A 25,780-nucleotide genomic window follows, 5' to 3' on the forward strand; every position below is an offset into this window, starting at 1 on the left:
CTCGCGGGCCGGCGGGTGCCCCACCCACCTGATCGATCGTTAGCCTGCAGTGCGCCGCCGAACCGTAGGGTGATCGGCCATGTCCTGTCAACCTGCCGAACAGCCGCTCGACAGCCCTCAGAACTCCTCGCCGACCAGCACCGCCTCGGCCGGAACCTCACGTACGTCCGGCCTGGGTGCCCGCTGGGTCGCGAGCAGCACGGCGGCGACGAGGCAGCAGACCGCGGCCACGAGGAACGGCGCGTGGGCGGAGCCCAGCCACTCGGCGACGTGGCCGACCAGGGTGGCGGCCACGGCACCGCCGAACCACCGGCAGAAGTTGTAGCCGGCGCTGGCGACCGGGCGCGGCGCCGGGCTGACGCTCATCGCGGTACCGGTGAACAGCGTGTTCAGCATGCCCGAGACCAGACCACTGACGATCACCACGGCCACCACGAGCGGCTTGCTCGGTACCGCGAGCAGCAGCATGAGCAGCGCGTAGCCGGCGACCGCGAGTACGGTCGCGTGCACCTCCCCCACGCTGGCCGCGAGCCGCGGTGCGAGCGCGACGCCGGCCACGGCCACGCACAGTCCCCAGCCGAAGAAGATCAGGCCGACCTGCACCGCGCTGAACTGCAACACGAACGGGGTCCAGGCGAGCACGACGAAGAACGCCGCGGTGTAGAGCGCCGACCCGATCGACGTGCGCAGCAGGCCGCCGTGGCGCAGTGCCCGCAGCGGGTCGAGCAGCCGGATCCGGGGCCGATCCGCCGGGGAGTCCGGCGTCAGGAAGAACCCGCACAGCACCAGCGCGGCACCCATCAGGACGGCCGTACCGGCGAACGGGCCTCGCCACGAGAAGCTTCCGAGCAGGGCCCCGAGCAGTGGGCCGACCGAGAGGCCGAGGCCGAGCGCGGCCTCGTACAGCAGGATCGCCCCCTGCTGGCCGCCGGCCGCGGCACCGACGATGACCGAGAGCGCGGTGGCGATGAAGAGCGCGTTACCCAGGCCCCACACCCCGCGCAGGCCGATCAGCACTCCGATCGAGTTGGCCATCGCGCAGGCCGCGGTGGCGAGCACGATCAGCGTCAGCCCGGTGATCACGGTGCGCTTGGCGCCGAAGCGGGCGGTGCAGGCCCCGGTCAGCAGCATGGCCACCACCTGTACGCCCAGGTAGGACGAGAACAGCAGGGTCACCTGGGACGGGGTGGCGTGCAGCCCCTCGGCGATCGACAGCAGGATCGGGTCGACCAGACCGATACCCATGAACGCGATGACCGCGGCGAACGCGGTGATCCAGACCTGGCCGGGTTGGCCCTTGACCGCGCCCATCAGGCTGGGATGGTCGTGCGAACGCATGTGAGTCCTTCCGCGCTGACGCGCGCCTCTCGGCATGAACTTAGCGAGACTAACAAAAATGGTTAGGTTGGCTAAGTAACTCGGGTCACAGTCGACCATTTCGCTCGTTTCCGCCCATCGAGCCGGGGTAATCCCCCAGGAGACGCGCCGACGGCCGGCCTCGATGGCCGGAAGCACGGCGGTCGGCAGGAGGGAGTTCTTCGTGAAGGCAGTCGTCTGGCACGGCAAGCGGGACGTCCGGGTCGAGACCGTCCCGGATCCGACCATCAGGGAGCCCAACGACATCGTCATCCGGGTCACCTCGAGCGGGATCTGCGGTTCCGACCTGCACCTGTACGAGGTGATGGGCCCGTTCATGACCAAGGGCGACATCCTGGGACACGAGCCGATGGGCATCGTCGAGGAGGTCGGCCCCGCGATCACGAACCTGCGTACCGGCGACCGGGTGGTGATCCCGTTCAACATCTCCTGCGGACACTGCCACATGTGCGCGCAGGGCCTGATGAGCCAGTGCGAGACCACCCAGGTACGCGAGCAGGGCAAGGGCGCCGCGCTGTTCGGATACACCAAGCTGTACGGCCAGGTGCCCGGCGGTCAGGCCGAGTACCTGCGGGTACCGCAGGCGCAGTTCGGCCCGATCAAGGTGCCCGACGGACCGCCCGACGACCGCTTCGTCTACCTGTCGGACGTGCTGCCCACGGCGTGGCAGGCGGTCGAGTACGCCGCCGTACCGCCGGGCGGAACGCTGCTCGTCCTCGGGCTCGGGCCGATCGGCGACATGGCCACCCGGGTGGCGCTGCACCGGGGCGTCGCCAAGGTGATCGCCGTCGACCTGGTCCTGGAGCGGCTGGAACGGGCCCGGGTCAACGGCGTCCACGCCATCGACCTCACCCAGCACGACGACGTCGCCGAGGTGATCCGCGAGCTGACCGACGGCCGCGGCCCGGACGCGGTCATCGACGCCGTCGGCATGGAGGCGCATGGCTCGCCTGCCGGCAAGCTGGCCCAGACGATTGCGGGGTTCCTGCCCGACGCCGCCGCCGAGAAGCTCATGGAAAAGGCGGGCGTCGACCGGATGGCCGCCCTGTACCTGGCGATCGACGTGGTCAAGCGGGGCGGCACGATCTCGCTGTCGGGCGTGTACGGCGGCACCGCCGACCCGCTGCCGATGATGGAGCTGTTCGACAAGCAAGTCCAGCTGCGGATGGGCCAGGCGAACGTACGCCGGTGGGTCGACGACATCATGCCCCTGCTGACCAGCGAGGACGACGTGCTTGGCGTGGACACCTTCGCCACCCACCGGGTACCGCTCGACGAGGCGCCGACCGCGTACCGGAACTTCCAGGAGAAGAAGGACGGCACCGTCAAGGTGCTCCTGCGCCCGTAGCCGGCCGACGCCCGCGACCGATACGCCGGGCACCCATCCGCGCGGATGGGTGCCCGGCGTATCAGCGACCGGTCTACCGGGTCTCCGCCCCGGACTGGGCGCCGGTCGGGTCGACCTCGCCGTCATAGTTGTAGACGAGGTGTGAACCCCGGTGCGCGGTGGTCCGGATGTACCGGTGGATCATCCCTCCGATCTCCAGCTCGACCAGGGCGGCCTCGTCGGAGTGGAACGGCGTGCCGTCACGCGGCCCGCCGACGAATATCGCGTCTGGCTCCTCGGCAGTACTCATGCATGCGGATGTTCCCGCGCCGAGATCCACCAAACGTGCCTTGACCGGCGACACTGTTGCGGTGCGTCGTTTCGTCACTCTGGTCGTGACCGCCGGCCTGCTCTTCAGCGCGGGTCCAGCCCCGGCGCGGGCGCAGCCGAGCCCGTCGCCCGGCACCGCTGCGACGCCCGGCGCGACGCCCGCCGAGACCGTGTGCGAGTTCGACGCCCGCACCGCCGAACTGTCCGGCCTGGTGGCCACCGGCAGCGGGTACGTCGCGGTCAACGACAGCAACGACGACCCCGCCGCGATCCGCGTGTTCTTCTTCGACCGCGGCTGCCGGCTCACCCGTACCGTCGGGTACCCGTCCACGGCGCGCGACCCGGAGGACCTGGCGGTCGCCCCCGACGGCACCCTGTGGGTGGCCGACATCGGCGACAACCTCACCAACGCCGCCGCCGACCGCCGGCGGACCGTCGCGCTGTGGAAGCTGCCGCCCGGCGCCCGCACCCCGGTGATCCACCGGCTCACCTACCCGGACGGGCCGCACGACGCGGAAGCGCTCGTCCTCGACGGCGCCGGCACCCCGGTGATCGTGACGAAGGAGCCGTTCGGGGCGGCGGGTATCTACGCCCCGAACGGAGCGCTGCAGCCCGACACCGCGACCGGGACGCCGCTGCGGAGGGCCGGTACCTTCACGCCGCGGCGTACCGGCACGCCCAACTTCCTCGGCTCCGCCGGGGAGGCGATGGTCACCGGTGGCGCCAACGCGCCCGACGGCGCGCGGGTGGCGCTTCGGACCTACGCCGACGCCTACGAGTGGGACGTACCCGACGGGGACGTGGTGAAGGCGATCACCACCGGTACGCCCCGGGTGACCCCGCTGCCGGAGGAGCCGCAGGGCGAGTCGATCGCCTACAGCCGCGACGGTACGAGCCTGCTGACCGTATCCGACCAGTCCGGCCCGGCCCCGCTGCTCAGGTACCCGGCGACGAGACCCGGCCCGGCCGCGAGACCGACGGCCGGCCCGACCGCGCCCGGCGCGGCGGCCGCGACCCGCTCCGGCGCGGCAGCCGCGCCGCGGTCACCGGCCCAGGCCCGGTACCTCATCGGCGCCGCCGGGGCGCTCGGGCTCGCGCTGGTCGCCGCGGGCGTCGTCGCCATCGGCCGGTCGAGGCGGTCACGGCGCGGCAGCCCCGCGCCGTGACCGCCACTCAGACTCAGGCTTCGCCGTCGGGGCGGCCCATGCCCCGGTACTGCCAGCCGGCGCGGATCCACTCCGCGGCCTCCAGGCAGTTGCGGCCGTCGATCACGCGCCGCCCGCTGACCAGCTCGCCCAGCGCCGCCGGGTCGGCGGTGCGGAACTCGGCCCACTCGGTGAGCACACAGACCAGGTCCGCCCCGCGTACCGCGTCGGCCATGGTGGCCTCGTACGTCACGTCCGGCAGGGCCCGGCGGGCGTTGTCGATGCCCTGCGGGTCGTACACCCGCACGTCGGCACCGGCCTTGCCCAGCGTCGCGGCGACGGCCAGCGCCGGCGAGTCGCGTACGTCGTCGGAGTCGGGCTTGAACGTGGCGCCGAGCACGGCGACCCGGGCGCCGGCCAGCTCCGGCCCGGCCGGGCCGTAGCCGCGGTCGAGCATGTCGGCGGCCAGCCGCACCACCCGGCTGCGCCGGCGCTGGTTGATCAGGTCGACCTCGTGCAGGAAGCGCAGCGCCTCGCCGGCACCCAGCTCCTGGGCCCGGGCCTGGAACGCGCGGATGTCCTTGGGCAGGCAGCCGCCACCGAAGCCGAGGCCCGCCCGCAGGAACCGGTTGCCGATGCGCGGGTCGTACCCGATCGCGCGGGCCAGGTTGGTCACGTCGCCGCCGGCGGCCTCGCAGACCTCGGCCATCGCGTTGATGAACGAGATCTTCGTGGCCAGGAACGCGTTCGCGGCCACCTTGACCAGCTCGGCGGTGGCGAAGTCGGTGACCACGACCGGCACCTCGCGGTCCTCGGTGGCGGCCAGCGTGACGACACCCTCGTGCGCGGCGTCGAGCATGGCGGCGGCCCACTCGCTGCGGACGCCCACCACGATGCGGTTGGGGCGCAGCACGTCCTCGACGGCGTGCCCCTCCTGGAGGAACTCGGGGCTCCAGGCGACCTCCACCCCCAGCTCCGACGGGGCGTGCTTGGCGACGAGCTGCTCCACCCATTCGGCGGTGCCCACCGGTACGGTCGACTTGCCCACGATCAGTGCCTTGCGGGTCAGGTGCCGGGCCAGGCCGGAGACGGCCGCCTCGACGTAGCGCAGGTCGGCGCCCATCCCGTCGGCCCGCTGCGGGGTGCCGACACAGATGAAGTGCACGTCGCCGAACTCCGCCACCTCGGCGTAGTCGGTCGAGAAGCGCAGCCGCCCCGAGGCGAGGTTCTTGCGCAGCAGCTCGTCCAGGCCGGCCTCGTGGAAAGGCACCTCGCCGCCGGCCAGCTTGGCGATCTTGGCCTCGTCGACGTCGAAGCCGATCACCTCGTACCCCAGCTCGGCGAAGCAGATCGCGTACGTGGCGCCGAGGTACCCGGTACCCAGGAAGGTCAGCCGCGGCCGGTGCGCGCCTGACGGCGGGGTCACCGGTGCGGGGGCGGACAGGTCTCGGGTAGCGAGGTACGAACTGGTCACGTGCGGATCCTCCAGGGGTGTTGGGGATAGTTGAGTACGGGTGGGTCAACCACAGGCGACGTTGGCGAGGCCCTTCGCCGCTCCGGTCACCTTGTTGTCGCAGCTGAGCGTGTTGCCGTTGGCGGGGGCGAAGTGGAAGCCCCACCCGGGGCCGTTCACCTCGGCGGTGTTGGCCCTGAAGGTGTTGTCGGCCCCCCAGCCCTTGACGACCTCGTGCGTCTGGAAGCCGTCCTCCCGGGCGTTGCGGCCGACGTTGCCCTCGATCACCCAGCCGTTGCCCTTGACGTCGACCCAGGAGTCGGCGTGCGACCCGGACAGCGCGCCCCCGTCGAACGTGTTACCGCTCAGCACACCTCCGGTCGTACCTTCCTTGATGTCGACCGACTCGGCGGTCGTGGCGCTGATGTCGTTGCCGCGCACCACGTTGCGGTCGCTGGCGTCGGGCTTGCAGTCGGTGACGGTGCACCAGTTCGACTGCGCGGTACCGACGTAGATGCCCTCGCCGAACTGGTCCCGGCGCAGGCCGGTGTCGCGGACCGTGTTGCCCTCGACAACGTTGTCCGAGCTGAAGTTGCGCAGGTGGATCGCCTCGTCACCGATGTGCTCCACCGTCAAGCCCTTGATCAGAACCTGCTGCACCCGGTCGGCCATCAGCCCCTTCTGTCCATTGCGGACCCCGAAGCCTACGACGCGCCAGTAGCTGACGCCATCGAGGTGCAGAGCGTACCCGCCCTTGACACCGCCGCCGTCGATGACCGCCCGCGCGCTTCCGCACAGGGAGATCGGCCGTTCCGCGGTGCCGGAGGTCTTCGCCTTGAAGCGCCCTTCGTAACCGCCGTCCTCCATCCAGATGCTGGCCCCCGGCGCCGCCGCGGCAAGCGCGGCCTCCAGCGAGGAGGCGTCGTGCACGACCACTGTCGGAGCGGGGCAGTCCCGTGTGCCCGGTCGGGCCGACGGGGTCTGCGACCGCGTGACCAGGGGCCCGGGCTGCGCTGGGGCCTGCGTCGCGGTCGGGCCGGCGACCGGCCCGGCCCCCCGAGGCTGCGGTTCGTTGCCCGCGGAGAACACGATGACCAGCGCGATCAGTACGAGCGCCGCCGCGCCGGCGGACAGCCAGACCACGGGACCGCCGCGCAGGGCGCGCGGGCTGCCCGGCTGAGCCGGTTCGGCCTGCTGAGCCGGTTCGGCCTGCTGAGCCGGTTCGGCCTGCTGAGCCGGTTCGGCCGGTTCGGCCGGCTGGGGCGTGAGCTGGCTGTCGCCGGGCTCGCTGTCGCCAGCCGCTGGGGATTCCCCGGTCATCGCGACATCACCGGAATCCTGGTCGCGCCGTCCGGCTGCGTCAGTTCCCGGGCCGGCGCCGCGCCCAGCGGCGCCTTGTCGGCGTACGGGTGGACGATCAGACCCCGAACCCGGCGCCTACCCTTCACCGCGGCGAAGAGGATGAGCAGCAGGATGGCCGCCCACAGCATCGTCATCGGGCTGGCGTAGTGCCGGAACTTGACCCAGAACGAGCTCGTGTCGTGCCAGGCGAACATGGGATTCTCCTTGATGACCAGCTTCCCGTTCGCCCGGGACGTGTCCACGGCGCTGGGCCCCACGCCGGCGATCACGTTGTAGGAGACCACGGTACGGCCGGTCTCCCCGATCAGGCTGACGCCGTGGTTGGTCGCCTTCTGGATGGTGTTCCCGCGTACCTCGGCGACGGAGTCGCGCAGGTAGATGGCGGTGTCGGCGCCCTCGATGACGTTGCCGGTGACGGTGGCGGAGGTGACGCCGTCGCGCAGCGCGATGCCCTGCCTGCGCTGGTCGCGCAGGCGGTTGCCGGTGATCGCCACCTTGTCGGACGACTGGCGGGCGACGATACCCATGTCGCCCCCGACGACCTCGTTGTTCTGTACGCCCACGTTCAGGCCGCCGAGAACCTCGATCCCGTAGTGGCCGTTGTCGCGTACCACGCTGTTGGACACCGAGTTCGAGCCGTAGCTGGCGGTCGATTCGCCGGAGGCCGACGGGCCCTTCGCCAGCGGCTGCCCGCTGAGGGTGAAGCCGTTGCCGGCGTTGCCCTCCGCGGTCGAGCCGCTGATGCGTACCTCGCGGGTGGCGCGCGACAGCACGAAGCCGTCACCGCCGTTGCGCCGGGAGGTGGTCCGCTCGATGACCGCGCTGGAGGCGAACCGGTGCATGACCACGCCGTCCTCGCGGCTCTTCTCCACCGTGATGTCGCTGATGTGGATGCCGTTGGCGCTGGAGACGAAGAGGCCGAACGCGTTGTCGGTCACGACGGACTGGCTGATCTTGCCGGAGACGTACGACAGGCCGGGCACCGTGAACCTGCTGTCCGGTGTCACCAGCGGCCCGCTGGGCTGGGCGAGTACGCCGCCGAAGCCGGGATCCTCGTCGGACTTTGCCGGCCCGTCGGCCAGCCGCTGCGCCTTGGCCTCGTGGCGCTGGTCCTTGGTCAGGTGCGCGGGCGCGTCCACGTCGCCGGTGTTCGGCCGGTCGGTGCCGGTCAGGCTGAGACCGCCGGTGCGGCCGCTCCAGAACCCGAGGGACTGGATCTTCGCGTACTCCATCGAGAACTGGCCGCCGATGGCCCGGATGTAGGCCCGCCCGTCCCTCACGTCGGTGTCGGGCTTGTTCGTGCGCGGGTCCCAGCTGGTGATGGTCGTCCGCGCCTGGGGCGTGCCCTGGATGGTGAGCTTCCCGCCGAAGGAGACGATGGAGACGAACCCGTTGCTGGTACTGGCCAGGCGCAGGGTCAGGCCGCCGGGGTTGGACAGCATCAGCTTGGCGCCGGAGTTCAGGTAGAGGTTCTCGGTGAGCAGGTAGGAGCCGTCATTCTGCCGGACGAAGGTCTCCGGGGCCAACTTCAACAGGTCGGCGATCGTGTACTCGGCGCTCTGCTGGGTCAGCACCAGCGTGTACCCGCTGCCGGTGTCGAGGCGGTAGGGCTTGTACCAGTTCGCCCCGCCCTTGGCCGGCGCCACCGCGGTCACCGCCCGGACCTGGATCAGGCGGCGGTCCTCGTCGGCGACGAGCGACGCCTGCCGCTCGGACTCCTCCACGGACACGCCCGGCGCCGGGTCGGCGCTCGGCCCCGCGGTCGCCGCCGTGGGCGTCCAGCCGCAGACGGTCGCCGCGAGCAGGACCGGCACGAGGGCGCGACGCGCCCATACCTTCATGTCTGTCACGGTCAGTGCACATCCGCCGGGATGCGCGGCTCGGTCAGCGTGGCCGCGTTCTGGCCCTCGCCACCGAGCTGGTCGGCCGACCGGGTCAGCCAGCCCTGCTTGTTCATGGTCACGAAGGCGTACAGCTTGATGGGCAGCGAGATCAGGATGACCACCACCGCGAGCACCGGCAGCAGCAGAATCTCCTGGGGGTGGCGCCGCAGGTGCGAGTAGCCGCGGATACCGCGCCCGACCAGGAGCCAGACCAGCACCATCACGACGCTGCGGGGCGTCATGTCCAGTCGGCTCAGCAGCAGGTACCCGAGAGCCATGCCCATCGTCACCGGGGTCAGCAGAATCTGCAGCACCGTCACCTTGGTGACCATCGGCGCCCGCCACAGCCAGCCCTTGTACAGGGCGGTCAGGTAGCAGCGGTACGAGTTGCGGCTCCAGCGCACCCGCTGCTTGACGAAGGCCCGGAACGACGACGGGAACATCGACAGCGCCTTGGCCGACGACTGGTGGACGGTCTTGTACCCGGAGGCGAGCACCAACCAGGTCAGCCGGCCGTCGTCGCCGGCCACGCACCGGCGCCCCAGGAAGAACTCGTTCTCCAGGTTCTCCAGTACCGGCATGATCGCCGCCCGCCGGTACGCGGCGGTCCGACCGGACAGGCAGGCCACGCCCCCCGCGCGGCCCATCGCCGGTACGTAGTCGTAGTAGCGCAGGTTCACCAGCCAGTCCGCGATGCGCCGCCAGATGCTCGTGGTGCGCTGGTACACGTTCTGCTGCGTGCCGACGCCGCCCACGGCAGGGTCCACGAACGGCATCTGTACCGCGTCGAGCAGGCCCGGAGTCCACCGGGTGTCGGAGTCGACCAGCACGACCACCTCGCCCTGTGCGGCGCGGATCCCGACGCCCAGGGCGGAGCGCTTGCCCCGGTGCTGGAAGGCGATGACGCGTACCCGCGGGTCCTCGACGGCCGCCAGCCGCCGTCGGACCTCCACGTCGTCCACGTCGGGCACGATGATGACCTCGGCGGGGTTCTGCGCCAGCCAGGTCTCCAGGCACTCCAGCAGGATGTCGGGGTCCTCGCGGTACGCCGGGACCACCACGGAGACGGTCGTGCGGAAGTTGTTGACCACCGGCTTGGCGAAGCGGGACAGCACCGCGCGGTAGAGCCAGAGCAGCCAGACGAAGATGCCCGCCAGGCCGAGCGGCATCACCTCACGCCATGACGTCTCGCCTACCGCCTCGACTGTCCAGGACCACACGCTGTCGACTAATCCCGACACGAATACCTGACCCCCCTGGGGCGCGAAAGAAGAAAGCCCGAAACTGTGCGTACGCGGATGCGGCGGCCCGGTGGCGTTGCCGTTTCGGGGCGCGACGATGCGCCCCACCGGACCGTTGGATCGGCTCCGCGCCGCCATCGAGTGCCTTGGAAAGGCCGATGGTTGGGGAGCCGGTGATGTTCGAACCGTGAGAATCAGCCGGCGACGCTCGGACGCCCTCGACGGGGCGGACCCGGTGCCGTGACGGCTGCTGTCGAAGGCCGCTACGCGGCTGCCGTCAACGGCAGCTACCCGGCGGTGCCGGTTCGATCAGTTGGGGATTGCATCGCTATGTGCGCATCGCTTCGGCTCTCCTCGAGGATCGAACGTCCTCGGGCGCCGGTTTCGCTACTGACTCCCCGCCGTGCTCGAGCGACCACGTACGCTCGGCGGATCACTGCCTCGCCCTGGACCCGGTTGGGTCCGGACAAGAATCTGCCGCATCTCCCGCCCTTCCTGCGTCGTGAGGCGGTCCGTGATCTGCTACCGACCGGGGGCCGTCGACTCGGCCGACCACCCGACACGCGACGCCCCCGCCGCCCGGTGCCCGCCGGGGCGATCTTCGGCCCCTATATGAACGATCATCGTTGACTCCCCCGGATCCGGGTGCCTACGGTAAACCGATCGGTAACAAGCCGGTCGCCGATGCGACGACACCCCCGCACCGCCCTACCGGGCATCAGGAGGAGACATGGCGTACGCAGGAAGAATTCCCGGAATCGTCGGTGAGATGGCGGCGGAGTTCGCCGGTACGGCGATCCTCATTCTGTTCGGGGTGGGCGTCGTCGCACAGGTCGTCGGCGGCGGTATCGGCGACCACGACAGCATCGCGTGGGCCTGGGGCCTCGGTGTGACCCTCGGCGTCTACGTCGCCGCCAAGGTGAGCGGCGCGCACCTCAACCCGGCCGTCACCGTCGCCCTCGCGGTCTTCCGCAAGGTGTCCTGGAGCAAGGTGCTGCCGTACTCCCTCGCCCAGACCGCGGGCGCTTTCGTCGCCGCCCTGATCGTCCGGTGGAACTACAGCGAAGTGCTGTCCAAGGTGGACCCCGGCCACACGATCAAGACGCAGGGGGTCTTCTCCACCCTGCCCGGCAACGGGACGCTGCCGGTCGGCACCCTGGGCGCGCTGCGGGACCAGATCATCGGTACCGCGATTCTGCTCTTCCTCGTCGTCGCCGTGACCGACCTGCGCAACTCGAGCCCGGCCGCCAACCTTGCCCCGGTCGTGGTCGGCCTGATCGTGGTGGCGATCGGCATGGCCTGGGGTACCGACGCGGGCTACGCCATCAACCCGGCCCGCGACTTCGGCCCCCGGCTGGCGTCGTTCCTGACCGGCTACGACACGGCGTTCATGGACCAGTATGGAAACCTGTACTTCTGGGTGCCGATCGTCGGCCCGCTCATCGGCGGCGTCATCGGGGTCGCCCTCTACGAGGTACTCGTCGGCAGGTTCCTGCCGGAGGCCGAGCCGGTGGTCGTCCCCGGACAGGCCGACGCCGCCGAACCGGCGACGGCAAGCGCCTGACTCAAGGCGGCAAGCGCCTGACTCGAGGCGGCAAGCGCCTGACTCAACAAGAGCGCCTGATCCAAGCAGCGTCAGAAGGGAAGATCCAGATGGCTGATTTCGTCGGCGCGGTGGACCAGGGGACCACCAGCACCCGATTCATGGTCTTCGACCACGGCGGCAACGAGGTCGGGCGGCACCAGCTCGAACACGAGCAGATCCTGCCGCAGGCGGGCTGGGTCGAGCACAACCCGGTCGAGATCTGGGACCGCACGCAGTCGGTGATGCGTACCGCGATGAACAATCTCCGGCTGGACGCGTCCGACCTGGCCGCGCTGGGCATCACCAACCAGCGGGAGACCACCGTGGTGTGGAACCGGCGCACCGGCCGGCCGTACTACAACGCGATCGTCTGGCAGGACACCCGTACCGACGCCATCGCCGCCGCCCTCGACCGCGACGGCCGGGGCGACGTCATCCGCCGCAAGGCCGGCCTGCCGCCGGCGACGTACTTCTCCGGCGGGAAGATCCAGTGGATCCTTCAGAACGTCGAGGGCGTCCGCGAGGCCGCCGAACAGGGTGACGCCATCTTCGGCAACACCGACACCTGGCTGCTGTGGAACCTCACCGGCGGTACCCACGGCGGCGTGCACGTCACCGACGTCACCAACGCCAGCCGGACCATGCTGATGGATCTGGAGACGCTCGACTGGGACGACGAACTGCTGTCGTTCTTCAACATCCCGCGCGCGATGCTGCCGCAGATCCGCCCGTCGTCCGACCCGGACCGGTACGGCACCACCCTCGCGAACGGGCCGCTGGGCGGCGAGGTCGCGCTCACCGCCGACCTCGGCGACCAGCAGGCGGCCACCGTCGGCCAGGTCTGCTTCTCGCCCGGCGAGGCCAAGAACACCTACGGTACGGGCAACTTCATGCTGCTCAACACCGGTACCGAGATCGTCCGCTCTTCCAACGGGCTGCTCACCACGGTCGCCTACAAGTTCGGCGCCGATCCCGCCGTGTACGCCCTGGAGGGATCGATCGCGGTCACCGGGTCGGCGGTCCAGTGGCTGCGCGACCAGTTGGGCATCATCAGCGGCGCCTCGCAGAGCGAGGCCCTGGCCCGCCAGGTCGAGGACAACGGCGGGGTGTACTTCGTACCGGCGTTCTCCGGCCTGTTCGCCCCGTACTGGCGTTCCGACGCGCGGGGCGCGATCGTCGGGCTGTCGCGGTACAACACCAACGCCCACCTCGCCCGGGCCACCCTGGAGTCCATCTGCTACCAGAGCCGCGACGTGGCCGAGGCCATGGAGCAGGACTCCGGCGTGACCCTCGACGTGCTCAAGGTCGACGGCGGCGTGACCGCCAACCGGCTGTGCATGCAGCTACAGGCCGACATCCTGGGGGTGCCGGTGAGCAGGCCGGTGGTCGCGGAGACGACCGCGTTGGGCGCCGCGTACGCGGCCGGGCTCGCGGTCGGCTTCTGGAAGTCCACCGACGAGCTGCGCGACAACTGGAACGAGCACGAGCGCTGGGAGCCGACCTGGTCGGACGAGCGGCGCGAGGACGGGTACGCGAAGTGGAAGAAGGCGGTGTCCCGCACGCTCGACTGGGTCGACGTCGGCTGACGGTTTTTCGGCTGACGCGTCTCTCCCGGCCCCGGGAGAGACGCGTCGCCGGTTCCGGCCGCTTACCGCTGCTTGCCGTCGCAGCCGTAGTCTGTCCTCAATGGAGGGTGTTGCGCAGCGCCGTGACCCGGTCCACCGAGGCCTGGAACGCGGCCCGGTCGAGCTGACCCGCGGCCAGCGCGTTGACCAGGCCGGTCGTGGCGTCCTCACCCTGGCCGACGTCGCGCGCCGAGCACATGATCAGGTCCATTCCCGCCTGGGCGGACAGCACCGCGCGCTGGCGAGGCGCACCGTAGGCGTTGAGCGCGCCGGCCTCGAGCGCGTCGGTGACGGTCACGCCGCGGTAGCCGAGGCGGTTCCGCAACTCCGACCCGACCACCGTGGGCGACAGCCCGGCCGGGCGGGCGGAGTCCAGCGCCGGGTAGACCGCCCACGACAGCATGATGAGCTTGACGCCGCCGGCGATGGCGCTCGAGTAGGGCACCTCGTCCTTGTTCCGCAGGGTGGACAGGCCGACGTTGACGGTCACCGGCCGGGTGTCGGTGTTCTCACCCCGGGCGGCCGACCCCAGGCCCGGGAAGTGCTTGGCGGTGGCCGCCACCCCGGCCTGCTGCTGGGCGGTGATGAAGTTGCGGCCGAGCGTGGAGACCGTACCCGCGTCGTTGCTGTACGAGCGCTGGTACTGATCGATGAAGTTGCCGGGGGTGTAGAAGACGTCGAGTACGGGCGCGAGGTTGACGTTCATGCCGACGCCGCTGAGGTTCCGCCCGGCGGCCGTACCGGTCTGGCTGGCCTGGGCGGGCGGGTTGGCGGACTGCCCCACCTGTTTCGCGGACTGGGCGGGCTCCCCCGGCAGGCGCCTGACCTGGCCGCCCTCCTGGTCGGTCATGAGCAGCAGCGGCGCACGTACCGGACTCTGCTGCTGCGCCTGCCGCAACTGCTGGACCACGGAGGCGATCTGGCTGGTGCTGGAGATGTTCTCCCCGAAGAAGATGACCCCGGCCGCCTCCCCGTTGCGGATGTGCCGCAGCAGACTCTCCGGCGGCGTCAGCCCGGGGTACGAGTAGATGATGCGTTGCCCGGCCTGCTGCTGAGGTGTCAACGCGGCCGGCTGCGGTGTCGCGGCGGGCGCGGGCTTACCGGCGGCGCTGCTCGCCGGCTGCCAGACAGCGGTGGTGTTCGTCTCCGGCAGGCAGGCGGCGAGCAGGGCCAGCGTGCCGGTGGCCAGCACGGCCACCCGCAGCCGCCGTACCCCGCGCCGACAGTTGTGGACGGCACCGTGGATCGACATGACACCTCCGGGAGCGGCGGCAGTTACCGACACCATAGTTACACATCGATGCGTTTGGTGCCTTTCGTACGGTCGCAGCCGCTCGTCGGGCGGTCGCCGGCCGGCCGTACCATCCGGAGATGGCCTACGACGAGGCGCTGGCCGAGCGGGTCCGCGACCGGGTACGCGGCACTTTCGGGGTCTCCGAGAAGCGGATGTTCGGCGGCCTGGTCTTCCTCACGTACGGCAACATGACCGTCGGCGTGCTCGGCGACGACCTGATGGTCCGGGTCGGTGCCGAGCAGACCGACGCCGCCCTGGCCCGTCCGGGAGCGCGGGCGTTCGACTTCACCGGGCGGACCATGCGCGGCTGGGTGTACGTGGCCGGCGACGAGCTGGACGACGACGCCCTCGACTACTGGATCGACGAGGCGATGGAGTTCGTGATCACCCTACCGCCGAAGTAGCGGGTGCACCCTCTCACGTCGCAACGGGAGGCCTACGCACGCAGTAATGTCTTGCCTACACATCGAACATAAACTGTGCGTTGCAGCACTTTCATTGGTCGATCGGCCCCGTGGCGTACGTACTCTCGCCCAATGCCCTGCGACTCCGACAACGATCACCATCCCGGTCCGTCGCCCCATCGGCGGCGGCGAGCCCGCCGCGGCCGGCATGCCGCCAGCTCGAAGCTCGCCTCGGCGCCGGCGGGGTTAGCGGCGGGCATCACCCTCGCGGCGATAGGCGTCGCGTCGTCAGGCATCGTTTCCCCGGCGACGAAGTCGGAGGCGGCCAGGTCGGAGACGACGGCCGCCAGCCAGTTGGCCACAGGGGACGATGGTCGTGCGGCCGCCGGCGCCAGGGGTACCCGCAGCCACAGCCGCGCCACGCCACTGCCTGAATCCGCGCTCTCGGCCCCGCCAGGCCGTACGGGGTGCGCGCCGGTCGCCGGACTCGACCAGACAGCGATGGACAACGCGGTCGCGGTCGTCGAGGCCGGCCGGCAGCTGAACCTGCCCAAGCGCGCGCAGCTCGTGGCCATCGTCACCGCCCTGCAGGAGAGCCAGCTGCGTAACCTCGCGAACCCGAACGTGCCCGCGTCGATGAGCCGCCCCAACGAAGGTACGGGAACCGACTACGACTCGGTCGGCCTGTTCCAGCAGCGCGTGAGCCAGGGCTGGGGCGAGCTCGACCAGCTGATGGACCCGAAGGAGTCCGCCCGCGCTTTCTACTCCCGCCTGGTCACCGTCCCCGGCTGGGAGCGGATGAACGTCGGTGACGCCGCGCAGTCGGTACAGCGGTCGGCTTTCCCCGGCGCGTACGCCAAGCACCAGTCGCGGGCCCAGCAGATCCTCGACGCCACCTGCTGAACGGCGCCATCTGGTGACCGCGTTCTCCAGCTACCGGCCGGAGTGCCGGCCCGGCAACGGATGCGCTCCTTACCGGCTCAGAAGCCGCGCTGACAGCGATAAGATCTTTCCCGGACTCGACGTCGCTCGTGCACATTCCGGTGGAGGGGGCGAGATGGATACCTCTGGACACGAAATCGGCCCGGCCCCGTTGCAGATCGACCGTTCCAGCGACGGCCACGGTCGGGTGTGCCTGGCGGTGGCCGGTGAACTCGACATCAGCAACCTCGACCGGCTGCGCCACGCGGTCGACGGCGTCCTCGCCGAGCCCGGCGTAACCGCGTTGGTACTCGACCTGCGCCCGCTCCAGTTCATCGATTCGTCCGGCGTACAGGTACTGATGCGGGGCAGACGCACCGCCGCCGGCCGCGGCATCGACTTCGGCATCCTCAACGCGCACGGCAAGGTGCTGCGCGTGCTGTCCGTCCTCGGCGTGCACGACGTACTGTCGATCACCGAGCAGCCCGAGCTCTGACCACCGATCACGGCATGATGACGGTGAGCCGGGGAGGTTCGGCCGCCGCCGGATCGGTGGCGTGCCGCGCGTGCCATGCCAGTACGCCGGACACGTCGATCCCGTAGGGCGGATCCGCGGCGTAGCGCCGCAGCCGGCCCGCACCGCGGTCCATGAGGCGGGCCGCCCCCGCGACGTTGCCCCGTTGCGCGTGGGTGATGCCGACGCATATCTGGGCCAGCCCCTGCCAGAGGTCGCGTTCCGTGTCGGGGGCCGCCTTCCAGGCCGCCTCGAGTACCTCGTGGGCCGCGAACGCCCGCCCGGAGTCCAGCAGCGTCTGCGCCAGCACGAGAGCCTCCGACGGCGGCAGCGCCTCCTCCGGTACGGGCGCGACACCGCGAGGATCGCCGTACGGCAACGGTCGGCCCGTCGCGTCCCGTGGACGCGCCTGCCGGGGCCTGCCTGACGGATCCCTGTCCCGCGTACCGCTCGCCATAGCCCCTATTCTCTCCCCCGCCGCCCGGTCAACATATTCCTCCGGGCGAGGGGGTATAAGCCGCGACAAATCGCAAGAGAGGTGGCACGGCGTGGCTGCGGAGTCGTACCGGGAACTGGCCCCACTACTGGAACTCGCGCGAGCGTACGGCGTCGCGACCTCGTACGAGAACTGGGAACGCCGCCGCGTCGACGTCGACCCCGACGTGATCCGTACCGTCTTGAGCATCCTCGACGTCGAGACCGACACCCCCGAGGCGCTACGGCGGGAGCTTGACCGCGCCCGCGCCCGCGCGAGCGCCGGTACCCTGCCGCCGACCGTGGTGGTCCGGCCGGGACAGCGCTGGTCGCTCCCGAGCGGCGGCACCGCGTACGACGAGAGCGGCGCGGCCCACGAGGTACGCGACGGCGCTCCGGTCGAGCTGCCCCTGGGCTGGTATCGACTGTCCGCCGCCGGCTCGGAGGCGACGCTGGTCGTCGCGCCGGAGCGGCTACCCGCCCCGCCGCCGGCGTGGGGCTGGATGCTTCAGCTGTACGCCCTGCGCTCGGCCCGGTCGTGGGGAATGGGCGACCTGGCCGACCTGCGGACCTTCACCGCCTGGGCGGCCGACACCGGACAGGCGGATCTGGTTCTGCTCAACCCGTTGCACGCGGTCGCGACGGTACCGGGTGTCCAGGCGTCGCCGTACTCCCCGTCCAGCCGCCGCTTCGCCAACGCGCTCTACCTCGCCGTCGAGGACACGGAGGCGTACCGGCGGGCCGAGCCGGGCGTACGGGCCCGCGTCGACACGCTGCGACCCGACGTAGGCGGTGAGCACATCGACGACGAACGGATCGACTACGACCGGGTGTGGCGGACCAAGCGCGAGGCCCTGGAGCTACTTTTCCCGTACGCGGAGCCGGTCGGCGACCTGGACCCCGCCCTGCGTGACTTCGCCACGTACTGCGCCCTCGCCGAGGTGCACGGCCCGGACTGGCGCACCTGGCCGGAGCCGCTACGCCGGCCCGGCCCGCCGGCGCGTTCCGAGGCCGGCGACCGGGTCGCGTTCCACGCCTGGCTTCAGCGCGAGACCGCGCGACAACTGGGGCGGGTCCAGGACGGTGCCCGCCGTGCCGGCATGCACGTCGGGCTCGTACACGACCTGGCGGTCGGCGTCGACCCGGGCGGCGCCGACGGGTGGCTGCTACAGGACGTCCTCGCCCGTGGGGTCACGGCCGGGGCACCGCCGGACGACTTCAACCGGCAGGGCCAGAACTGGGGCCTCGCCGCCTGGCGACCCGACCGGCTCGCCGAGACCGGGTACGCCGCCTACCGCGACATGCTGCGTTCGGTACTGGCGCACGCCGGGGGTGTCCGCGTCGACCACGTCATGGGGCTGTGGCGGCTGTGGTGGGTGCCGCCGGGCGCGTCACCCGACCAGGGCACCTACGTCAGCTACGACGACGAGGCCATGCTCGCGATCCTGATGCTGGAGGCGCACCGCGCCGGGGCCGTCGTGGTCGCCGAGGACCTCGGTACGGTCGAACCGCACGTGAGCCGGGCGCTGCGGGACGCGAACCTCCTCGGCTCGCAGGTGCTGTGGTTCGCCCGCGAGGAGAAGGCCGACGACGAACCCGGGGTGCCGCCGTTCCAGTCGCCGACCGGGTGGCCGGCCGGCACGATGGCCAGCATCTCCACCCACGACCTGCCGACGGCGGCCGGCATGCTCGACAGCGAGCACGTCCGGGTACGCGCGGAGCTGGGCCTGCTCGGCGACCGGGCCGCCGTCGAGGCGGAGGCCGAGCGTGCCCGCGCCGACCGGCGGGAACTGGTCGCGCTGCTGCACCGCGAGAACCTGATCGGCGATGATCCCACCGACGACGAGCTGATCGTCGGCCTGCACCGGCTGCTGGCCGCCTCGCCGAGCCGGTTTCTGCTCGCCTCGCCGTACGACGTGCTCGGTGAGAAGCGCCAGCCCAACCTGCCGGGCACGGTCGACCAGTACCCGAACTGGCGCATCCCGCTTCCGGTGACCCTGGAGGCGATGCGCGACGACCCGCGCATCCGCGAGGTGGCGTGGCTACTGGGACAGGCCCGGCCCCGGTCAGGAATGGACGAGGGGGAACCGGGCGATACAGGCGGTCAGTTCGCCTGAGCGGCGATCCGCAGCCCGAGCGCGATCATGACCGCGGCGCTGATCCGCTCCAGCCGCGTCGTCACCCCGGGCGACAGCGCGCGCAGGACGCGCGAGGCCAGCCAGGCCAGACCGCCCAGCCACACCGACGACAGCGCCAGGTGGGAGGCGGTGAGCAGCGCCGACAGGCCCAGCAGGGCCGCGACGAGTCAACGATAGGGTTCGGGGCGTGATCTACAAGCTGCTGTCGGCCGCCGAGTGGGTGGAAGCCGAGGCCCGGGGCCGGTACGACGGCTCGGCGGTCGACCACCGCGACGGCTTCATCCACCTCTCCGGCCGCGACCAGGTGATCGAGACGGCCGAGCGGCACTTCACCGGGCAGACCGGGCTGGTCATGCTCACCGTCGACCCGGACCGGCTCGGCGACGACCTACGGTGGGAGCCGTCGCGCCGGGGCGCGCTCTTCCCCCACGTGTACGGGCCGCTGCCGGCGCACGCGGTCGTGGCGGTACACGCGCTGCCCGACGATCTGCCGGTTGCCGAGGCCGTGGCGGCCCAACTCGACCGCTAGGGAGCCGCCCTCCGTACGTCGTATGTCGGGCCCGTGGCGGCGGGGCGGCGGCCGACTACCGCCGAAGACCGCGACCACAGCCGAAGGCCACGGCCCACAGCCGGACGGCGCCCCGCCGGCGGCGTCAGGTCCCCCGCCGCCCCGGCCTCGGGACGAAGCGGCGCGCCACGTGCGTCAGCCGCGCCCTCAGGCCGCGCGGGTTCCGCAGGATCTCGTTGGCCAGTTCGTCGGCCCGCTTGTCCGGGATCCCGGCGTCGTCGAGTTCGTTACGCAGCCGGCTCCGCTTGATGTCGTACTTGTGACTGCCAGGTCGAGGCATCGAGATCACCTCCCCGTGCCCCAGGTACCCGGGATCGGCGGCGATAACCCAGCCGGCCCCCCGGATCGAAGATCCGGGGGGCCCGGTGTTCGGCGCGACCGGAGCTTGACCGACCTCGGCATACTGGAGCCGCTTCGCGAACCGAAACCCGAACAGGTTCCCCTGCGAACCGTGCTGGAGCGAAAGGCCTGTCGCCGGAGAGCCGACGCCTCGTTCGGCAGGGCATGCAGCGCTGTTTGGAGTTGGAAGGGCTGGCCGGCACCCCAGCCCCCGAGCGATGGAGCGGCGATGTCTGATGCGGCGATCACAGATGCGGCAACGACGGACCGGGGCAGCGCGCTGCCGGCCGCGCCGGGCGACCTCGCCTGGTACGACCGGATGCGCGAGGAGGGCCCGGTACACCGGGTGACCCTGCCGGACGGCGCCACCGTCTGGCTCGTCACCCGGTACGCCGACGTGCGGCAGGCGCTCGCTGATCCCCGGCTGTCGCTGGACAAGCGCCATGCCCGCGGCGGCTGGCGCGGCTTCTCGCTGCCTGCCGCGCTCGACGCCAACCTGCTCAACATGGACCCGCCGGACCACACCCGGATCCGCCGCCTGGTCGGCCTGGCCTTCACACCCCGGCGCGTCGAGGCGCTGCGGCCGCGGATCCGACAGACGGCCGACGCACTGGTCGACGGCGTCGCCACCCGCATCGCCGACGACGGCGTGGCCGACCTCGTCGCCGGGTACGCCACTCCCCTACCCATCGCCGTCATCTGCGACCTGCTCGGCGTCCCGGCCGAGGACCGTACCGACTTCCGCGGCTGGACCGACACCATGCTCGCCACGTACGCCGAACCGACCGCGGTACGGGCAGCGATCGAGAACATGCGGGCGTTCCTGGCCCGACTGCTCGCCGACAAGCGCCATACCCCCGGCGACGACCTGCTGTCCGCCCTGATCTCGGCACGGGACAGCGCCCCAACTCAAACCCGCGAGGACCGGCTCACCGAGGACGAGTTGACGTCGCTGGCCTTCCTCATCCTGTTCGCCGGGCACGAGACCTCGGTCAACCTCATCGGCGTCATCGCCGCCCACCTACTGACCTGTGATCGCGACCGGCAGCGGGTACGCCGCGACCCCGGCGCGCTCCCCGCCCTGGTCGAGGAGTTGCTGCGGGTGCAGCCACCGGCACCGCTGGCGATCCGCCGGTTCGCCCGGGAGGACGTCACGATCGGCGATGCCACGACCGGCGACCCTACGAACGGGTCGATCACCATCCCCGCCGGGGACACGGTCGTGCTCGCCCTGGCGTCGGCGAACCGGGACCCGGCCCGGTTCACCGATCCGACGGCGGTCGACCTCGACCGCCCGGACAATGCCCACCTCGCGCTGGGCCACGGCGTCCACTACTGTCTCGGCGCCGCACTCGCCCGTGTGGAGGCGCACGTCGCTACCGAGGTTCTCTTCGGCCGCCTGCCCGGACTGGCTCTCGCCTTACCCGTCGAGGATGTCGCGTGGCGGCCGACGTTCCGCACCCGGGGGCCGGTTCAGCTGCCCGTCACGTACTGACGGCGTCCTCGACCTGCCGGACCGCCTGGATCTCGAGGTCGATCCGCAGCGTCGGACCGACGACCACGAGACCGCCGGGCAGCCCCATGTTCCAGTTCATCTCGTAATCACGACGCGCCAACTGCGTCGACGCCACCAACGCGATCCGCTGACCACCCCACGGGTCCGACCCGCTACCCAGATACGTCGCCTCCAACGCCACCGGACGCGTCACGTCCCGGATCGTCAAAAAGCCCTCCACCCGCCACCGGTCCTCGTCCTGGCGCACCACCCGCTCACCCCGGTAACGCAACACCGGAAACCGCTCCACGTCCAGGAAGTCCGGCGACCGCAGATGCGCATCCCGATCCGCGTTACCCGTATCGATACTCGCCGCCTCGATCGTCACCTCGACCGTCGACGCCTCCACCGGATCAGCGACACGGACCTCACCGGAGAACGCCATGAACCGGCCCTCCACATGAGACAACGCCAGATGCCGCGCCTTCGCCCGCACGATCGAATGCGCCGGATCCAACACCCACACCCCCGGCTCCGGCAACGCCGTCCGCCGCGGACTGTCCATCAACACCACACCCACATCGGTCGCCCCACGCCCACTGACCGTGATCGACCGGGCCACCGGATCCACCCCCGGCGCCGCACAGATGAACGTCGCCGGACCCGCCGCCGCCACCGCCACCGAAAACGCACCAGCCTCGTCGGCCGCACCCCGCCCCAACTGCGCCCCGGTAGCACCCACCACCGTCACCGCAGCCCCGGGCAACGGCCACCCGTCCACCGTCGAGACCACCCCGCGTACGCGGTGCGCCCGGTCGGGCGTCGGGGCGCCGTTGGCCGCGGAGGGTGTGGCGCGCTCCACAGCGGACACGTCGGGCTCCACAGCGGACATCAGGCGCGGCCCTCGGTGCGGGTGGGGTCCGTAACGGTCGGCACGGCGCCCGGTCCCGACCCTCCCAGGGTGAGGTCCCGGTCGATACGGTCACCCACCAGGTCGATCCGGGCCGCCACCGGCGCGTAGCCGCTCGCGGTCAGGGTGTACCCGCCGGGCAGCAGATCCCGGAACTCGTACCGGCCGTCCTCACCGGTCACCGCCGTACCGGCCACGTTGCCGTACCCGTCGACCAGCATCACCGACGCGTCGGCCACCGGCTGCCCGGTCCGCGCCGCGCGGACCGTACCCAGGATGGTCGCGTTCGAGCGCAGCACCACGTCGAAACGGTGCGACCCGACGCTGTCGACCGCGACGGTACGGGCGACCGGACGGGCGCCCTCCGCGGTCGCGGTCAGGGTGTACTCCCCCGGGTACAGCTCGGCCAGCACGTACTCCCCGTCCGGGCCGGTCACGGCCGCGCCCACGACCTCGCCGCGGGCGTCGGTGAGCGTCACCGTCGCACCGGGGATCGGCTCGCCACCGTGGCGGAGCACCCGCCCCTCGACGACGCTCGCGCCGGCCAGCGTGATGTCCCGACGGACCTCACCCATCCCCATCGCGACCATCGACGCCACCGGCTGGTGGTTCTCCGCCGCGCAGATCAGCAGGTACGTGCCGCCGGTGGGCAGCCCGAGCCGGAAACCGCCGTCCGCGTCGCTGATCCCGCGCGCCACCTGGTGGCCGGGGAAGTCGGTCACCGTCAGAACCGCCCCCGCCAGCGCGTGCCCGTCCGGGCCCACCACGCGGCCGGTGAGGACCGGCCCGTCGAACAGCGGGGCGAGCCCGACCGTGGTTTCTTCACGGTCTCGGGATTCCCGGTCGTCGGCGGCGTGGCGCGGACCGTCCGCCCGGCCGTTCCACGAGGCCGCCGCCGAATCACCCGGCCCGACGCCTGCCGCGGCGCCGACGCCGGCCAAGCCGGCGGCGCCGGCCAGGCCGGTGGAGCCGGCGGGGTCGATGGGGGGCCGCTCGCCCAGCGGCGAGGCCGGCTCCCGCGCCGCCAGGGCGGACTGGGTCCGCAGCGGTACGTGCGGCAGGAACAGCAGGATGAGGAAGGCGAGAACCATGATCGCCGCGGCGATGAGGAAGACGAGGTCCATCGACTCCGAGAACCCGATCTTGAACGGGCGCGCGAGGGCAGCGGTCATGTTCGTCAGGAACGATGTGTCGTCGAGCGTGGCGCCGCCCACCGCGCCGCCACCCCGTACGGCGTCGAGCACGGGGCCGTTCGCCGGGTTCGACGCCACGGCCGGGTCACTCAACGCCGCCCGGAACGCGTCGGTCTGGGCGGCGTCCTGGAAGGCACCCCGGATCCGGTCGGGCACGGTGGAGAACAGCACCGAGAGGAAGAGCGCGGTACCGGCGGTACCGCCGATCTGGCGGAAGAACGTCGCCGAGGCCGTCGCCACGCCGATGTCCCGCGGAGGCATGGCGTTCTGCACCGCGATCATGACCGGCTGCATGACGTTGCCCAGCCCCAGGCCGAAGACGGCCATGAACAGGCTGGTCTTCCAGAACGGCGTGTCGACGCCCACGGTGTGGAGCAGCACCATGCCGCCGACCATGAGAAGCGACCCGAGGATCGGGAAGATCTTGTACCGTCCGGTCCTGCTGATCAACTGGCCGGAGATGATCGAGGCGATCATGATCCCGACGGTCAGCGGCAGGAGCAGCAGTCCGGACTCGGTCGGGCTGGCGCCGCGCACGATCTGCAGGTACAGCGGTAGGCAGACGATGCCGCCGAACATGCTCATACCCATGACGACGCCCGCTACCGAGGTGAGGCTGAAGGTGCGGTTGCGGAACATCCGCAGCGGGATCAGCGCGTCCTCGCCGATCCTGGCCTCGGCCAGGAGGAACAGCAGCAGACCGACGCCGCCGATCGCGTAGCAGGCGATCGCGCGGTTCGTGCCCCAGCCCCAGGTCCGACCCTGCTCGGCGACGATCAGCAACGGTACGAGGGCGATGCCGATGGTCAGCGCGCCGAGCCAGTCGATGCGGTGGTCGCGGCGGGTGTGCGGGATGTTGAGGACCCTCGCCACCACGGCGAGCGCCACGATGCCGATCGGCACGTTGACCAGGAACACCCAGCGCCAACCGGTCACGTTCAGGATGCTCGGGGTGTCGGCGAAGAACCCGCCGATGACGGGCCCCAGCACGCTCGACGTACCCCAGACGGCGAGGAAGTAGCCCTGGTAGCGGGCACGCTCGCGGGGCGGTACCAGGTCACCGATGATCGCGAGCGCCAGGGCGAACAGACCGCCGGCGCCGAGGCCCTGCACCGCACGGAACACGGCCAGCATGTACATGGAGGTGGCGAACGCGCACGCCGCCGAGCCGACGACGAAGATCGAGATCGCCGTCAGGAAGAACGGCTTGCGGCCGTAGATGTCGGACAGCTTGCCGTACAGCGGGGTGGAGATGGTGGCCGTGATCAGGTAGGCGGTGGTCACCCAGGCCTGGAGGCTGAGGCCTTGCAGGTCGTCGCCGATCGTACGGATCGCGGTGGCCACGATGGTCTGGTCGAGCGCGGCCAGGAACATACCGAGCATGAGCCCGGACAGCACGCTGAGGATCTGGCGGTGGCTGAGCTGCACGCCGTCCGCATGACCCCGGTCGGGTCCGGAGGCGGCGGGTGCGACGGTGGGCGTCGCGCTCATGAGGTCTCCCTGACGGTCACGTAAGAGGCAGACGAACACGGAAGGTCGACAGCACCCCCCGTACCCATCGACATTCATTGCCGAGCTTAGCGGTCGTCAATTAATATGACCTCCTCGCCGGCCAGGGACGTCGGGGATGCGTGCGAACGCATGTCCGTGCCGGCAGAGGTGGCGAATCGATGGAGGCTGACCGCCACGATGAGCTTGGTCCCAGCAGATCGCGAAGAGTACGGGCCGGCCCCGTTCCGGCTCCCGTTCGAGTGCGGCACCGACGGACCCCGCGTGGTGATGGTCGGCATCGACGGCTCCGACGCCGGCGCGCGGGCCGCGGCGTACGCCTCCGGACTGGCCCGACGTCAGGGCGCCCGCCTCGTCGTCGTGTTCGTCGCCGTACCGTCGCTCTGGATCGCTGTGGCCAACCCCGCTCTCGTGCTGGCCCAGGAGGAGACGTTCCGCGAACTGACCGCCGAGGCGCGCCGGCAGGTCCGCAGAGGCGCCGACGAGCTGGGGCTGTCGGTCACCTTCGTGTGCCGTCGTGGTGACCCCTGTACCCAGCTCGGACGAGTCGCCGACAAGGTACGCGCCGACCTGGTCGTGGTCGGCGCCGACGGTGGGCGGTGGCGCCGTTGGCTGCCAGGCTCGATGGTCAACCGGCTCGTCCGGGCCGCCCGGTGGCCGGTCGTCGTCGTCCCCTGATCCAGTTCCCTGATC

24 protein-coding genes are annotated in these 25,780 nt (G+C 71.2%); 11 read left to right on the top strand and 13 right to left on the bottom strand.

Features of this window, described 5'->3' with window-relative positions:
- Positions 1-117: 117 nt before the first annotated feature.
- Positions 118-1,338: an MFS transporter gene (locus Pme01_RS26805; protein ID WP_168118101.1), complete on the bottom strand. Its 1,221-nt coding sequence runs from the start codon at positions 1,336-1,338 to the stop codon at positions 118-120.
- Positions 1,339-1,540: 202 nt separating this feature from the next.
- Between Pme01_RS26805 and Pme01_RS26810 the strand changes: the two genes are divergently transcribed.
- On the top strand, positions 1,541-2,725 hold the full coding sequence (locus tag Pme01_RS26810) for a zinc-dependent alcohol dehydrogenase (protein ID WP_168118100.1): 1,185 nt from the start codon (positions 1,541-1,543) through the stop codon (positions 2,723-2,725).
- Positions 2,726-2,798: 73 nt separating this feature from the next.
- On the opposite strand, the gene Pme01_RS26815 is transcribed toward Pme01_RS26810, so the two are convergent.
- On the bottom strand, positions 2,799-3,014 hold the full coding sequence (locus tag Pme01_RS26815) for a hypothetical protein (protein WP_168118099.1): 216 nt from the start codon (positions 3,012-3,014) through the stop codon (positions 2,799-2,801).
- A 61-nt stretch (positions 3,015-3,075) separates the two neighbouring features.
- On the opposite strand from Pme01_RS26815, the gene Pme01_RS26820 reads away from it, so the two are divergent.
- Positions 3,076-4,200 (top strand): NHL repeat-containing protein, encoded by a 1,125-nt coding sequence (locus Pme01_RS26820; protein WP_168118098.1) that lies wholly within the window; start codon positions 3,076-3,078, stop codon positions 4,198-4,200.
- A 13-nt stretch (positions 4,201-4,213) separates the two neighbouring features.
- Here Pme01_RS26820 and Pme01_RS26825 read toward each other — a convergent pair whose 3' ends face one another.
- The 4 genes from Pme01_RS26825 to Pme01_RS26840 all read right to left on the bottom strand — a co-directional run bounded on the left by Pme01_RS26825 (position 4,214) and on the right by Pme01_RS26840 (position 10,097).
- The gene (locus Pme01_RS26825) at positions 4,214-5,572 is read right to left on the bottom strand and encodes a UDP-glucose dehydrogenase family protein (RefSeq protein ID WP_168118108.1); all 1,359 of its coding nucleotides are present in this window, start codon (positions 5,570-5,572) and stop codon (positions 4,214-4,216) included.
- Positions 5,573-5,698: 126 nt separating this feature from the next.
- The gene (locus Pme01_RS26830) at positions 5,699-6,952 is read right to left on the bottom strand and encodes a right-handed parallel beta-helix repeat-containing protein (protein ID WP_168118097.1); all 1,254 of its coding nucleotides are present in this window, start codon (positions 6,950-6,952) and stop codon (positions 5,699-5,701) included.
- Positions 6,949-8,835 (bottom strand): right-handed parallel beta-helix repeat-containing protein, encoded by a 1,887-nt coding sequence (locus Pme01_RS26835; protein ID WP_168118096.1) that lies wholly within the window; start codon positions 8,833-8,835, stop codon positions 6,949-6,951. Before Pme01_RS26835 ends, Pme01_RS26830 begins: the two co-directional genes overlap by 4 nt.
- Before the next feature lie 11 nt (positions 8,836-8,846).
- On the bottom strand, positions 8,847-10,097 hold the full coding sequence (locus Pme01_RS26840) for a glycosyltransferase family 2 protein (protein WP_239088491.1): 1,251 nt from the start codon (positions 10,095-10,097) through the stop codon (positions 8,847-8,849).
- Between the two features lie 751 nt (positions 10,098-10,848).
- On the opposite strand from Pme01_RS26840, the gene Pme01_RS26845 reads away from it, so the two are divergent.
- Positions 10,849-11,682, top strand: a complete 834-nt coding sequence (locus Pme01_RS26845; protein WP_168118094.1) for an MIP/aquaporin family protein — start codon at positions 10,849-10,851, stop codon at positions 11,680-11,682.
- 89 nt (positions 11,683-11,771) lie between these two features.
- Positions 11,772-13,289 (top strand): glycerol kinase GlpK, encoded by a 1,518-nt coding sequence (gene glpK / locus Pme01_RS26850; RefSeq protein ID WP_168118093.1) that lies wholly within the window; start codon positions 11,772-11,774, stop codon positions 13,287-13,289.
- Between the two features lie 97 nt (positions 13,290-13,386).
- On the opposite strand, the gene Pme01_RS26855 is transcribed toward glpK, so the two are convergent.
- Positions 13,387-14,580 carry a glycoside hydrolase family 3 N-terminal domain-containing protein gene (locus Pme01_RS26855; RefSeq protein ID WP_168118092.1) on the bottom strand — a complete coding sequence of 398 codons (1,194 nt, stop codon included), beginning with the start codon at positions 14,578-14,580 and terminating at the stop codon, positions 13,387-13,389.
- Between the two features lie 119 nt (positions 14,581-14,699).
- Between Pme01_RS26855 and Pme01_RS26860 the strand changes: the two genes are divergently transcribed.
- Positions 14,700-15,026 (top strand): TfoX/Sxy family protein, encoded by a 327-nt coding sequence (locus Pme01_RS26860; RefSeq protein ID WP_168118091.1) that lies wholly within the window; start codon positions 14,700-14,702, stop codon positions 15,024-15,026.
- Between the two features lie 155 nt (positions 15,027-15,181).
- Here the strand turns inward: Pme01_RS26860 and Pme01_RS26865 are convergent, their stop codons facing one another.
- Positions 15,182-15,388: a hypothetical protein gene (locus Pme01_RS26865; protein ID WP_168118090.1), complete on the bottom strand. Its 207-nt coding sequence runs from the start codon at positions 15,386-15,388 to the stop codon at positions 15,182-15,184.
- 139 nt (positions 15,389-15,527) lie between these two features.
- On the opposite strand from Pme01_RS26865, the gene Pme01_RS26870 reads away from it, so the two are divergent.
- Together Pme01_RS26870 and Pme01_RS26875 are read left to right on the top strand one after the other, a co-directional pair.
- On the top strand, positions 15,528-15,929 hold the full coding sequence (locus Pme01_RS26870) for a hypothetical protein (protein WP_168118089.1): 402 nt from the start codon (positions 15,528-15,530) through the stop codon (positions 15,927-15,929).
- Positions 15,930-16,083: 154 nt separating this feature from the next.
- Complete coding sequence (locus Pme01_RS26875) at positions 16,084-16,443, top strand: STAS domain-containing protein (RefSeq protein ID WP_168118088.1); 360 nt, start codon at positions 16,084-16,086, stop codon at positions 16,441-16,443.
- Between the two features lie 7 nt (positions 16,444-16,450).
- Here the strand turns inward: Pme01_RS26875 and Pme01_RS26880 are convergent, their stop codons facing one another.
- Positions 16,451-16,918 (bottom strand): DUF309 domain-containing protein, encoded by a 468-nt coding sequence (locus Pme01_RS26880; RefSeq protein ID WP_168118087.1) that lies wholly within the window; start codon positions 16,916-16,918, stop codon positions 16,451-16,453.
- A gap of 91 nt (positions 16,919-17,009) precedes the next feature.
- Between Pme01_RS26880 and Pme01_RS26885 the strand changes: the two genes are divergently transcribed.
- Positions 17,010-19,052 (top strand): 4-alpha-glucanotransferase, encoded by a 2,043-nt coding sequence (locus Pme01_RS26885; RefSeq protein WP_239088492.1) that lies wholly within the window; start codon positions 17,010-17,012, stop codon positions 19,050-19,052.
- Here the strand turns inward: Pme01_RS26885 and Pme01_RS26890 are convergent.
- Positions 19,040-19,177: a hypothetical protein gene (locus Pme01_RS26890; RefSeq protein WP_168118086.1), complete on the bottom strand. Its 138-nt coding sequence runs from the start codon at positions 19,175-19,177 to the stop codon at positions 19,040-19,042. The two genes, Pme01_RS26885 and Pme01_RS26890, sit on opposite strands and share 13 nt — an antisense overlap.
- A gap of 83 nt (positions 19,178-19,260) precedes the next feature.
- Between Pme01_RS26890 and Pme01_RS26895 the strand changes: the two genes are divergently transcribed.
- On the top strand, positions 19,261-19,602 hold the full coding sequence (locus Pme01_RS26895) for a DUF952 domain-containing protein (protein WP_168118085.1): 342 nt from the start codon (positions 19,261-19,263) through the stop codon (positions 19,600-19,602).
- Positions 19,603-19,726: 124 nt separating this feature from the next.
- Here Pme01_RS26895 and Pme01_RS26900 read toward each other — a convergent pair whose 3' ends face one another.
- Positions 19,727-19,921, bottom strand: a complete 195-nt coding sequence (locus tag Pme01_RS26900) for a phosphatidylethanolamine-binding protein (RefSeq protein WP_168118084.1) — start codon at positions 19,919-19,921, stop codon at positions 19,727-19,729.
- Positions 19,922-20,299: 378 nt separating this feature from the next.
- Between Pme01_RS26900 and Pme01_RS26905 the strand changes: the two genes are divergently transcribed.
- Positions 20,300-21,475 carry a cytochrome P450 family protein gene (locus Pme01_RS26905; protein ID WP_239088497.1) on the top strand — a complete coding sequence of 392 codons (1,176 nt, stop codon included), beginning with the start codon at positions 20,300-20,302 and terminating at the stop codon, positions 21,473-21,475.
- On the opposite strand, the gene Pme01_RS26910 is transcribed toward Pme01_RS26905, so the two are convergent.
- Both Pme01_RS26910 and Pme01_RS26915 read right to left on the bottom strand, forming a co-directional pair.
- The gene (locus Pme01_RS26910) at positions 21,465-22,346 is read right to left on the bottom strand and encodes a YceI family protein (RefSeq protein WP_203935895.1); all 882 of its coding nucleotides are present in this window, start codon (positions 22,344-22,346) and stop codon (positions 21,465-21,467) included. The genes Pme01_RS26905 and Pme01_RS26910 overlap by 11 nt on opposite strands.
- 20 nt (positions 22,347-22,366) lie before the next feature.
- Complete coding sequence (locus Pme01_RS26915; protein ID WP_168118234.1) at positions 22,367-25,069, bottom strand: MFS transporter; 2,703 nt, start codon at positions 25,067-25,069, stop codon at positions 22,367-22,369.
- A gap of 198 nt (positions 25,070-25,267) precedes the next feature.
- On the opposite strand from Pme01_RS26915, the gene Pme01_RS26920 reads away from it, so the two are divergent.
- Positions 25,268-25,765, top strand: a complete 498-nt coding sequence (locus tag Pme01_RS26920; RefSeq protein WP_239088493.1) for a universal stress protein — start codon at positions 25,268-25,270, stop codon at positions 25,763-25,765.
- Positions 25,766-25,780: the final 15 nt, after the last annotated feature.

The organism is Planosporangium mesophilum, assembly GCF_016863255.1.
Taxonomy (GTDB): Bacteria; Actinomycetota; Actinomycetes; order Mycobacteriales; family Micromonosporaceae; genus Planosporangium; species Planosporangium mesophilum.

What these genes read in the sequence shown, in the direction of transcription:
- Pme01_RS26805 (WP_168118101.1), bottom strand. Translation starts at nt 1,338, where the DNA reads ATGCGTTCGCACGACCATCCCAGCCTGATGGGCGCGGTCAAGGGCCAA.
- Pme01_RS26815 (WP_168118099.1), bottom strand. Translation starts at nt 3,014, where the DNA reads ATGAGTACTGCCGAGGAGCCAGACGCGATATTCGTCGGCGGGCCGCGT.
- Pme01_RS26830 (WP_168118097.1), bottom strand. Translation starts at nt 6,952, where the DNA reads ATGACCGGGGAATCCCCAGCGGCTGGCGACAGCGAGCCCGGCGACAGC.
- Pme01_RS26835 (WP_168118096.1), bottom strand. Translation starts at nt 8,835, where the DNA reads ATGAAGGTATGGGCGCGTCGCGCCCTCGTGCCGGTCCTGCTCGCGGCG.
- Pme01_RS26845 (WP_168118094.1), top strand. Translation starts at nt 10,849, where the DNA reads ATGGCGTACGCAGGAAGAATTCCCGGAATCGTCGGTGAGATGGCGGCG.
- glpK (WP_168118093.1), top strand. Translation starts at nt 11,772, where the DNA reads ATGGCTGATTTCGTCGGCGCGGTGGACCAGGGGACCACCAGCACCCGA.
- Pme01_RS26855 (WP_168118092.1), bottom strand. Translation starts at nt 14,580, where the DNA reads ATGTCGATCCACGGTGCCGTCCACAACTGTCGGCGCGGGGTACGGCGG.
- Pme01_RS26860 (WP_168118091.1), top strand. Translation starts at nt 14,700, where the DNA reads ATGGCCTACGACGAGGCGCTGGCCGAGCGGGTCCGCGACCGGGTACGC.
- Pme01_RS26870 (WP_168118089.1), top strand. Translation starts at nt 15,528, where the DNA reads ATGGACAACGCGGTCGCGGTCGTCGAGGCCGGCCGGCAGCTGAACCTG.
- Pme01_RS26875 (WP_168118088.1), top strand. Translation starts at nt 16,084, where the DNA reads ATGGATACCTCTGGACACGAAATCGGCCCGGCCCCGTTGCAGATCGAC.
- Pme01_RS26880 (WP_168118087.1), bottom strand. Translation starts at nt 16,918, where the DNA reads ATGGCGAGCGGTACGCGGGACAGGGATCCGTCAGGCAGGCCCCGGCAG.
- Pme01_RS26900 (WP_168118084.1), bottom strand. Translation starts at nt 19,921, where the DNA reads ATGCCTCGACCTGGCAGTCACAAGTACGACATCAAGCGGAGCCGGCTG.
- Pme01_RS26905 (WP_239088497.1), top strand. Translation starts at nt 20,300, where the DNA reads ATGCGCGAGGAGGGCCCGGTACACCGGGTGACCCTGCCGGACGGCGCC.
- Pme01_RS26915 (WP_168118234.1), bottom strand. Translation starts at nt 25,069, where the DNA reads ATGAGCGCGACGCCCACCGTCGCACCCGCCGCCTCCGGACCCGACCGG.
- Pme01_RS26920 (WP_239088493.1), top strand. Translation starts at nt 25,268, where the DNA reads ATGAGCTTGGTCCCAGCAGATCGCGAAGAGTACGGGCCGGCCCCGTTC.